This window comes from Oleiphilus sp. HI0086, from assembly GCF_001635225.1.
The window spans coordinates 1-487 of the sequence record NZ_LWFZ01000260.1; the positions used below are offsets into that span (position 1 = coordinate 1).

Genomic DNA, 487 nt, shown 5'->3' on the forward strand with positions numbered 1-487 from the left:
ATCCTTCTGCCCGCGTTACTTATTATCAGAATAAAAAGCCAGGAGAATGACCATGTTATTTATTAGTCCATTATATGCTTCATTGTTAGTGATCCTTATCGTGTTTCTAGCTTATCGGGTGACAACCTTTCGTAGAGATGAGGGAATATCCATTGGTGATGATACTGGCTCAAAAGCAATGAAGAGCGCTGTGCGAGCGCATGCTAATGCAGTAGAGAATATACCTGTAGGGATTGCTTTACTGCTAATGCTCGAGTTAAACCACTTAACACCCTGGCTTATACATGTGTTCGGACTGACGCTACTATTGTCTCGTATTGCACATGCTTATGGCTTATCGAAGAAGAATGGTCCGACTAAAGGTCGTTTTTACGGTACTTTGTTTACATGGTTGTGCTTGCTGGCAATGGCCGTTGTTAATATTCTAATTTTAGTCACTCGATAAGACATGACACCAGAACGTTACCAAAAACTAAAGCGCACGTTA

General features: G+C 41.1%; 1 protein-coding gene. It reads left to right on the forward strand.

The genetic code is table 11. The annotated features are described in order from the left end of the window. The first annotated feature begins 52 nt into the window (after nucleotides 1-52). Nucleotides 53-445: an MAPEG family protein gene (locus A3756_RS03380; RefSeq protein WP_068507986.1), complete on the forward strand. Its 393-nt coding sequence runs from the start codon at nucleotides 53-55 to the stop codon at nucleotides 443-445. The last annotated feature ends 42 nt before the right edge of the window (nucleotides 446-487 follow it).